Source organism: Bacillus sp. FJAT-45066 (assembly GCF_002335755.1).
GTDB lineage: Bacteria > Bacillota > Bacilli > Bacillales > Bacillaceae_I > Bacillus_CD > Bacillus_CD alkalisoli.
In genome coordinates this window covers 2,982,113-2,990,908 of the sequence record NZ_NISQ01000001.1, presented here as the reverse complement: position 1 = coordinate 2,990,908, position 8,796 = coordinate 2,982,113, and the positions used below count along the sequence as shown (strand labels likewise).

Annotated in this window: 5 protein-coding genes and 2 rRNA genes; 6 read left to right on the top strand and 1 reads right to left on the bottom strand. The window is 41.3% G+C overall.

Features of this window, described 5'->3' with window-relative positions:
• Window positions 1-2,327, top strand: a 23S ribosomal RNA gene (locus CDZ92_RS15145).
• 85 nt (window positions 2,328-2,412) lie between these two features.
• Window positions 2,413-2,529, top strand: a 5S ribosomal RNA gene (gene rrf / locus CDZ92_RS15140).
• A 442-nt stretch (window positions 2,530-2,971) separates the two neighbouring features.
• Here rrf and CDZ92_RS15130 read toward each other — a convergent pair.
• Window positions 2,972-3,940, bottom strand: coding sequence for an aminoglycoside phosphotransferase family protein (locus CDZ92_RS15130; RefSeq protein WP_096156025.1), 969 nt, complete (start codon window positions 3,938-3,940; stop codon window positions 2,972-2,974).
• A 236-nt stretch (window positions 3,941-4,176) separates the two neighbouring features.
• Between CDZ92_RS15130 and CDZ92_RS15125 the strand changes: the two genes are divergently transcribed.
• Genes CDZ92_RS15125 through clpC form a run of 4 tightly spaced genes read left to right on the top strand, consistent with a single transcriptional unit; the run spans window position 4,177 to window position 8,717 of the window.
• Window positions 4,177-4,638, top strand: a complete 462-nt coding sequence (locus CDZ92_RS15125; protein ID WP_096156023.1) for a CtsR family transcriptional regulator — start codon at window positions 4,177-4,179, stop codon at window positions 4,636-4,638.
• Between the two features lie 14 nt (window positions 4,639-4,652).
• Entirely contained in the window at window positions 4,653-5,195 is a 543-nt protein-coding gene (locus tag CDZ92_RS15120; RefSeq protein WP_096156022.1) for a UvrB/UvrC motif-containing protein, read from the top strand.
• A gap of 1 nt (window position 5,196) precedes the next feature.
• Entirely contained in the window at window positions 5,197-6,282 is a 1,086-nt protein-coding gene (locus CDZ92_RS15115) for a protein arginine kinase (protein ID WP_096156020.1), read from the top strand.
• Entirely contained in the window at window positions 6,279-8,717 is a 2,439-nt protein-coding gene (clpC, locus tag CDZ92_RS15110; protein ID WP_096156018.1) for an ATP-dependent protease ATP-binding subunit ClpC, read from the top strand. The genes CDZ92_RS15115 and clpC overlap by 4 nt, the downstream gene beginning before the upstream one ends.
• The last annotated feature ends 79 nt before the right edge of the window (window positions 8,718-8,796 follow it).

The window sequence follows — 8,796 nt, the reverse complement described above, 5'->3', positions numbered from 1 at the left end:
TAGCGTGCCTTTTGTAGAATGAACCGGCGAGTTACGATCCCGTGCAAGGTTAAGTCGATGAGACGGAGCCGTAGCGAAAGCGAGTCTGAATAGGGCGAATGAGTACGTGGTCGTAGACCCGAAACCAGGTGATCTACCCATGTCCAGGGTGAAGTTCAGGTAACACTGAATGGAGGCCCGAACCCACGCACGTTGAAAAGTGCGGGGATGAGGTGTGGGTAGGGGTGAAATGCCAATCGAACCTGGAGATAGCTGGTTCTCTCCGAAATAGCTTTAGGGCTAGCCTCATGTGTTAGAGTCTTGGAGGTAGAGCACTGATTGGACTAGGGGCCCTCATCGGGTTACCGAATTCAGTCAAACTCCGAATGCCAAAGACTTATCCATGGGAGTCAGACTGCGAGTGATAAGATCCGTAGTCAAGAGGGAAACAGCCCAGACCGCCAGCTAAGGTCCCAAAGTATACGTTAAGTGGAAAAGGATGTGGAGTTGCTTAGACAACCAGGATGTTGGCTTAGAAGCAGCCACCATTTAAAGAGTGCGTAATAGCTCACTGGTCGAGTGACTCTGCGCCGAAAATGTACCGGGGCTAAACGTATCACCGAAGCTGCGGACTGTTCTTACGAACAGTGGTAGGAGAGCGTTCTAAGGGCGTTGAAGCTAGACCGTAAGGACTGGTGGAGCGCTTAGAAGTGAGAATGCCGGTATGAGTAGCGAAAGATGGGTGAGAATCCCATCCACCGAATGCCTAAGGTTTCCTGAGGAAGGCTCGTCCGCTCAGGGTTAGTCAGGACCTAAGCCGAGGCCGAAAGGCGTAGGCGATGGATAACAGGTTGATATTCCTGTACCACCTTCACTCCGTTTGAGCAATGGGGGGACGCAGGAGGATAGGGTAAGCGCGCTGTTGGATATGCGCGTCCAAGCAGTAAGGCTGAGAAGTAGGCAAATCCGCTTCTCATAAAGGCTGAGCTGTGATGGCGAGGGAAATTTAGTACCGAAGTTCCTGATTTCACACTGCCAAGAAAAGCCTCTAGCGAGGAGAATGGTGCCTGTACCGCAAACCGACACAGGTAGGCGAGGAGAGAATCCTAAGGTGAGCGAGAGAACTCTGGTTAAGGAACTCGGCAAAATGACCCCGTAACTTCGGGAGAAGGGGTGCTCTGTTAGGGTGTTAAAGCCCGAGAGAGCCGCAGTGAATAGGCCCAGGCGACTGTTTAGCAAAAACACAGGTCTCTGCGAAGCCGCAAGGCGAAGTATAGGGGCTGACGCCTGCCCGGTGCTGGAAGGTTAAGGGGAGAGGTTAGCGCAAGCGAAGCTTTGAACCGAAGCCCCAGTAAACGGCGGCCGTAACTATAACGGTCCTAAGGTAGCGAAATTCCTTGTCGGGTAAGTTCCGACCCGCACGAAAGGCGTAACGATCTGGGCACTGTCTCAACCAGAGACTCGGTGAAATTATAGTACCTGTGAAGATGCAGGTTACCCGCGACAGGACGGAAAGACCCCGTGGAGCTTTACTGTAGCCTGATATTGAATTTTGGTACAGCTTGTACAGGATAGGTAGGAGCCTGAGAAGCCGGAGCGCTAGCTTCGGTGGAGGCGTCGGTGGGATACTACCCTGGCTGTATTGAAATTCTAACCCGCACCCCTAATCGGGGTGGGAGACAGTGTCAGGTGGGCAGTTTGACTGGGGCGGTCGCCTCCTAAAGAGTAACGGAGGCGCCCAAAGGTTCCCTCAGAATGGTTGGAAATCATTCGTAGAGTGTAAAGGCACAAGGGAGCTTGACTGCGAGACCTACAAGTCGAGCAGGGACGAAAGTCGGGCTTAGTGATCCGGTGGTTCCGCATGGAAGGGCCATCGCTCAACGGATAAAAGCTACCCCGGGGATAACAGGCTTATCTCCCCCAAGAGTCCACATCGACGGGGAGGTTTGGCACCTCGATGTCGGCTCATCGCATCCTGGGGCTGTAGTCGGTCCCAAGGGTTGGGCTGTTCGCCCATTAAAGCGGTACGCGAGCTGGGTTCAGAACGTCGTGAGACAGTTCGGTCCCTATCCGTCGTGGGCGCAGGAAATTTGAGAGGAGCTGTCCTTAGTACGAGAGGACCGGGATGGACGCACCGCTGGTGTACCAGTTGTCTTGCCAAAGGCATAGCTGGGTAGCTACGTGCGGACGGGATAAGTGCTGAAAGCATCTAAGCATGAAGCCCCCCTCAAGATGAGATTTCCTTTAGCGCAAGCTAGTAAGATCCCTGAAAGATGATCAGGTAGATAGGTTCGAGGTGGAAGCGTGGCGACACGTGTAGCTGACGAATACTAATAGATCGAGGACTTAACCAAATTAGAACGATACAATCACTTTCTTGACAGGAAAACATGTTATCTAGTTTTGAAGGAACATCCTTCAAAATTTCATATGTCTGGTAATGATGGCGAAGAGGCCACACCCGTTCCCATACCGAACACGGAAGTTAAGCTCTTCAGCGCCGATGGTAGTTGGGGGCTGTCCCCCTGTGAGAGTAGGACGTTGCCAGGCAATGAGAAAAGAAAAGTTCAGCGTTTAGACGCTGGGCTTTTTTTGTTCGTGTGAGGAATGGGGATGAAAGACCGAAGGTCTAATATAAAGTAGGAATACAGGATAAAATATAAACCAGATACTCGGCGGGACCAGAGGAGCGAGAAGGTCGAGGATGCGACGGAGTGAGTACCAGAGTGTACGTTTGCGAGGGTACGTGAGGAACGTAGCGACGGAAGCAGACGAAGAGATTCGAAGCTCATCTGGTTTCACCGCGAACACGGAAGTTCAGCTCTTCGGTGCGATGGTAGTTGGGGGCTGTCCCCCTGTGAGAGTAGGACGTTGCCAGGGCAATGAGAAAAGAAAAGTTAAGCGTTTAGGCGATGGGCTTTTTTGTATGTAAAAGATGAAGTGAAACTTAGTTATAAATTAGAAGAAAACGAACTTGATAGACCGAGAAAGTTCATTGTTTTCCATAACCCCCATTTGGAAACTCACTCAAGTATAACCTATTAAAGATATCTACTACTTCGAAAAAGTCCTTATTACAGTCTCCGCCTTCTTCTATTGACCAGCAAACAGACAAAATCGAGTGAACATATCCCCAAAGTAATAACCTTTCTTTATTCAAATCTAATTGTTCCACAAAAATTTCTATACGTTTTTGAATAACGTGGGTCTTATTATCATTTGGCAATCTATTTAATAAAAACTGTATAACATCATACTCTCTTTCGCCTACTAAGCCTTTAGGGTCAATCGCAACCCATCCTCTGGCATGACAGGATAATATATTATAATGATGCAAATCCCCGTGTAATACATAATATTTTTGAATGCTAGAATTCAAACGGCTAAATATAGATAAAACATTTAACAACAAATCAATTGAAAAGGGACCAATGCCATTCGGATTTTGTTGAATAATTCTCTTTAACGAAAATTCATTTTGTTGGGTAGTTTTTAATGGTGTGTGCAAATGAGCTTCTTTCCATAACTGTCTCATTACTTGGGCAGCAAGAAGAGTAGTAGCTTGATCATTTTTGATGGTGGATAACGGTATCCCAGGTACCAGTTGCTCTAAAAGCATTATTCCAGTTTCTTTTTCACAGTCTATTAAATTAACCATTCCTTTGTTATTTTTATATAATGAAATAGCGGTTAGTTCATCTTCAAATTCATGATTAGGTACAGATAATTTTAATACGAGCTTCTTTCCATCCCTGCAAATTACTGGAGCAACATAGTTGTATGAAAGTTCATAAGGCTCTTGTATGTAAAAGTTCCACTTTTTTTCGCAATAAGAAATTAGAGAGGGGAGGTTGTTTAACCATTCTCGTCCTTTCTCTTTATGAATAGCAGTTATCATGTTTGAATAGTTTTCTGGTATTTTTCTCATATATGTTCCTTTCATTCCTCTTTTTACACGCATTGTTTTTCCCAATGAATTAATCTTTTCTACATCAATTTGTCATTACCCTGCAACAATTCAAACATTAGTTGATATTTAATAATTACATAGAAAAATGTATTATTTTTTCTTATTCATGTTTAATTCCTAACAAAAAGTGGAACTCTGTTTAGGTACTTAATAGTTGAAAAATCCTTTAAGTTTATATATATTTTAATTATAGTCAAAGATAGTCAAGGTCAGAGGGGAGGGGTAGCATGAGAAACATTTCAGATATAATTGAACAATATTTAAAGCAAATAGTAGAACGTAATGAAGAAAATTTTGCAGAAATAAAACGAAGTGAAATTGCTGATAAGTTTGAATGTGTACCTTCTCAAATTAACTACGTTATTAATACGCGATTTACTTTAGAGCGTGGTTACGTAGTGGAAAGTAAACGTGGCGGTGGTGGTTATATTCGCATCATTAAGATTAAGCCTCATGATAACTTACACCTTATTGACCAAGTTTTAACTATTGTTCATAACAGAATATCGCAATCTAGTGCGGAAGATGTGATTTTTCGACTTATAGAAGAAGGAGTTATTTCTTCTAGAGAAGCGAAGATTATGATAAGTGTAATGGACCGTTCTGTCTTATACTTAGAACTTCCGGAAAGAGATGAATTACGTGCTCGCATGTTACATGCGATGATTACTACATTAAAGTATCGGTAAGGGAGAGATGTATCGTGATCTGTCAAGAATGTCAACAACGACCAGCTACCTTGCACTTTACAAAAATAATAAATGGTGAAAAGTCAGAAGTGCATTTATGTGAAGTATGTGCGCAAGAAAAAGGGGAAATGTTTTCTTTTCCTGGTAATGCTGGGTTTTCCATCAATAACTTATTAGGTGGCTTACTAAACACAGAACCACTTATTAATAAAGCGAGTCAAAATGCTTTTGCAGAACAAAAAGTTATTCAATGTGAGAAATGTAAAATGACGTTTGGCCAATTTGCAAAAGTAGGAAGGTTTGGGTGCTCGCAATGTTATAAAGCATTCCAAACTCGTTTAGAGCCAATTGTAAAAAGATTGCACAGTGGAAATGCTGAGCATGCTGGAAAAGTTCCAAAGCGAATCGGTGGTAGCATACATGTAAAGAAAGAACTAGAATCTTTAAAAGTAGAATTAAAGGAATTAATTAAACAGGAAGAATTTGAGCAAGCCGCCAAAGTTCGCGATAGTATAAGAGCGTTAGAGAAGAAATTAAGTAAAGAGGGGGAAGAGTAAAATGTCTCTTGAAAAGTTTCTTAACCTTGCGTTGAGCTCATGGATGAACGATGAAGGGCCAGCTTCTGACATCGTATTAAGCAGTCGAGTTCGTCTAGCTCGGAACTTAGAAGATATTAATTACCCAACGGTTGCTTCAAACGAAGAATCAAAGGGAATTGTTGAGTTACTAACAAAAGAAATGGTTGAATCAGCTTTGTTTAAAGAACTGGAGCTTGTAACGATTAGTGATTTGAAACCTGTAGAAAAAAGGGTGCTTGTAGAAAAACATCTAATAAGCCCTCATCTAGCTGAAGATTCACCATACGGGGCATGTTTGCTTTCTCAAGATGAAAGCATAAGCATCATGTTAAATGAAGAAGATCATATTCGCATACAATGCTTATTTCCTGGCTTACAGCTAGAAGAGGCATTAATAGTCGCTCAAGAGTTGGATGATGCGATAGAAGAAAAGGTAGACTATGCATTTGATGAAAAATACGGTTATTTAACAAGTTGTCCTACGAATGTAGGTACCGGTTTACGTGCATCTGTCATGATGCATTTACCTGCATTAGTTCTTACACAGCAAATGAATCGAATTGTTCCTGCAATTAATCAGTTAGGATTAGTTGTTAGAGGAATTTATGGGGAAGGTAGCGAAGCTTTAGGAAACATTTTTCAAATTTCTAATCAAATAACACTTGGAAAATCTGAAGAAGACATTGTTGAAGACTTATTAAGTGTAGTAAATCAATTAATTACGCAAGAGAGATCTGCACGAGAAGCATTACTTAAAACTTCTCACATACAATTAGAAGACAGAGTGTTTAGGTCTTATGGTGTTCTAGTAAATAGTAGAATCATTGAAACAAAAGAAGCTGCAAAATGTTTGTCAGATGTTCGACTAGGTATTGACTTAGGACTCATAAAACAAGTATCAAAAACGATATTAAATGAATTAATGATTGTAACCCAACCAGGATTTTTACAACAATACGCAGGCGGTCCACTAAGACCGAATGAGCGTGATATAAGAAGAGCAACGTTAATAAGAGAAAGACTACAATTAGAAAAAACGAAAGAAACTGGAGGCGATGATGTATGATGTTCGGTAGATTTACAGAGAGAGCACAAAAAGTATTAGCACTTGCTCAAGAAGAAGCACTTAGATTAAGTCATAACAATATAGGAACAGAACATATCTTACTTGGTTTAGTTCGTGAAGGGGAAGGTATAGCTGCAAAAGCATTAGTTGCACTAGGACTTGGACCAGAAAAGATTCAAAAAGAAGTAGAAAATTTAATTGGACACGGACAAGAAAATACACAGTCTATTCCTCACTATACACCAAGAGCAAAGAAAGTGATTGAGCTTTCAATGGATGAGGCAAGAAAGTTAGGTCATTCTTATGTTGGAACAGAGCATATCTTACTTGGATTAATTCGTGAAGGTGAAGGTGTTGCGGCACGCGTCCTAAATAATTTAGGTGTGAGCTTAAACAAAGCACGTCAACAAGTACTCCAACTGTTAGGAAGCAGTGAAACATCGAGTTCACACCAAGGTGGATCTACTTCTAATGTAAATACTCCTACTTTAGATAGCTTAGCGAGAGATTTAACTGCTGTAGCACGTGAAGGTAGTTTAGACCCTGTTATCGGTAGAAGTAAAGAAATTCAGCGAGTGATTGAAGTATTAAGTAGAAGAACAAAAAACAACCCAGTACTAATCGGTGAGCCTGGAGTCGGGAAAACAGCGATCGCTGAAGGATTAGCCCAGCAGATTGTAAATAATGAGGTTCCAGAGATTTTACGTGATAAAAGAGTCATGACATTAGATATGGGAACTGTTGTTGCTGGCACAAAATATCGTGGTGAGTTTGAAGATCGTCTTAAGAAAGTAATGGACGAAATTCGCCAGGCAGGAAATATCATTTTATTCATTGATGAGTTGCATACGTTAATTGGCGCTGGTGGTGCAGAAGGAGCAATTGACGCATCGAATATTTTGAAGCCGTCTTTAGCTCGTGGAGAATTACAATGTATCGGTGCAACAACGTTAGATGAATACCGTAAATATATTGAAAAAGATGCAGCACTAGAGCGTCGATTCCAACCAATTAGAGTGGATGAGCCAACAATTGAAGAATCGATTCAAATTTTAACTGGATTACGAGATCGCTATGAAGCGCATCACAGAGTTTCCATTACGGATGAAGCGATTGATCAGGCAGTGAAACTTTCTGACCGTTATATTTCTGACCGATTTTTACCTGATAAAGCAATTGACTTAATTGATGAAGCAGGATCTAAAGTTCGTTTACGTTCTTTTACAACTCCTCCAAATTTAAAGGAGTTAGAAATAAAGCTTGAAACAGTGAGAAATGAAAAAGATGCAGCGGTCCAAAGCCAAGAATTTGAAAAAGCAGCTTCTTTACGTGATTCAGAGCAGCGTTTACGCGAAAAGTTAGAAGAAACGAAGAAGCAGTGGAAAGAAAAGCAAGGACAAGAAAATAATGAAGTAACTGTAGAAGATATTGCTTTAGTTGTTGCTAGCTGGACTGGAATTCCAGTATCCAAATTAGCACAAACAGAAACAGATAAGCTTCTTAACATGGAGGAATTGTTGCATGCACGTGTTATTGGTCAAGATGAAGCAGTAAAAGCTGTCTCAAAAGCTGTTCGCCGTGCACGTGCTGGTTTAAAAGACCCGAAGCGTCCTATCGGCTCCTTTATTTTCCTTGGGCCTACAGGGGTAGGTAAAACAGAGCTTGCAAGAGCTTTAGCAGAGTCTATGTTCGGTGATGAAGATTCTATGATTCGTATTGATATGTCTGAATTTATGGAGAAACATTCTACATCGCGTTTAGTGGGTTCTCCTCCAGGGTATGTAGGTTATGATGAGGGTGGACAATTAACAGAAAAAGTTCGCCGTAAGCCTTACTCTGTTGTCTTATTAGATGAAATTGAAAAAGCACATCCTGATGTGTTCAACATTTTACTACAAGTACTAGAAGACGGCAGACTTACAGATTCTAAAGGTAGAACAGTAGATTTCCGAAACACTATTTTAATTATGACGTCCAATGTGGGAGCAGAAGCTCTTAAACGTAATAAGTATGTTGGTTTTAACGTACAAGATGAAAACCAAAATTATAAAGATATGAAAGGAAAAGTGATGGATGAGCTGAAAAAAGCGTTCCGTCCAGAATTCCTAAACCGTATCGATGAAATGATTGTGTTCCATTCTTTAGAGAAGCCACACTTAAAAGAGATTGTTACATTACTTGCTGATCAACTAACAAAACGTTTAAAAGAACAAGATATTGAGTTAGAATTAACGGAAGCAGCTAAAGATAAAATCTCTGAAGAGGGTTATGACCCAGAGTACGGGGCAAGACCACTACGCCGTGCTATTCAAAAGCATATTGAAGATAAGCTTTCAGAAGAGCTATTAAAAGGAACAATCGAAAAAGGACAAAAAATAGTTTTAGATGTCATTGAAAACGAATTTATTGTCCGCCCTGTAGAAAAAGTTAAATAATTCAAAAAGCTAATTGACTGGAGGTAAACATAAGCAAAATGTGTTTACCTCTTTCTTGTATAGGTAGAAACTCACTTTT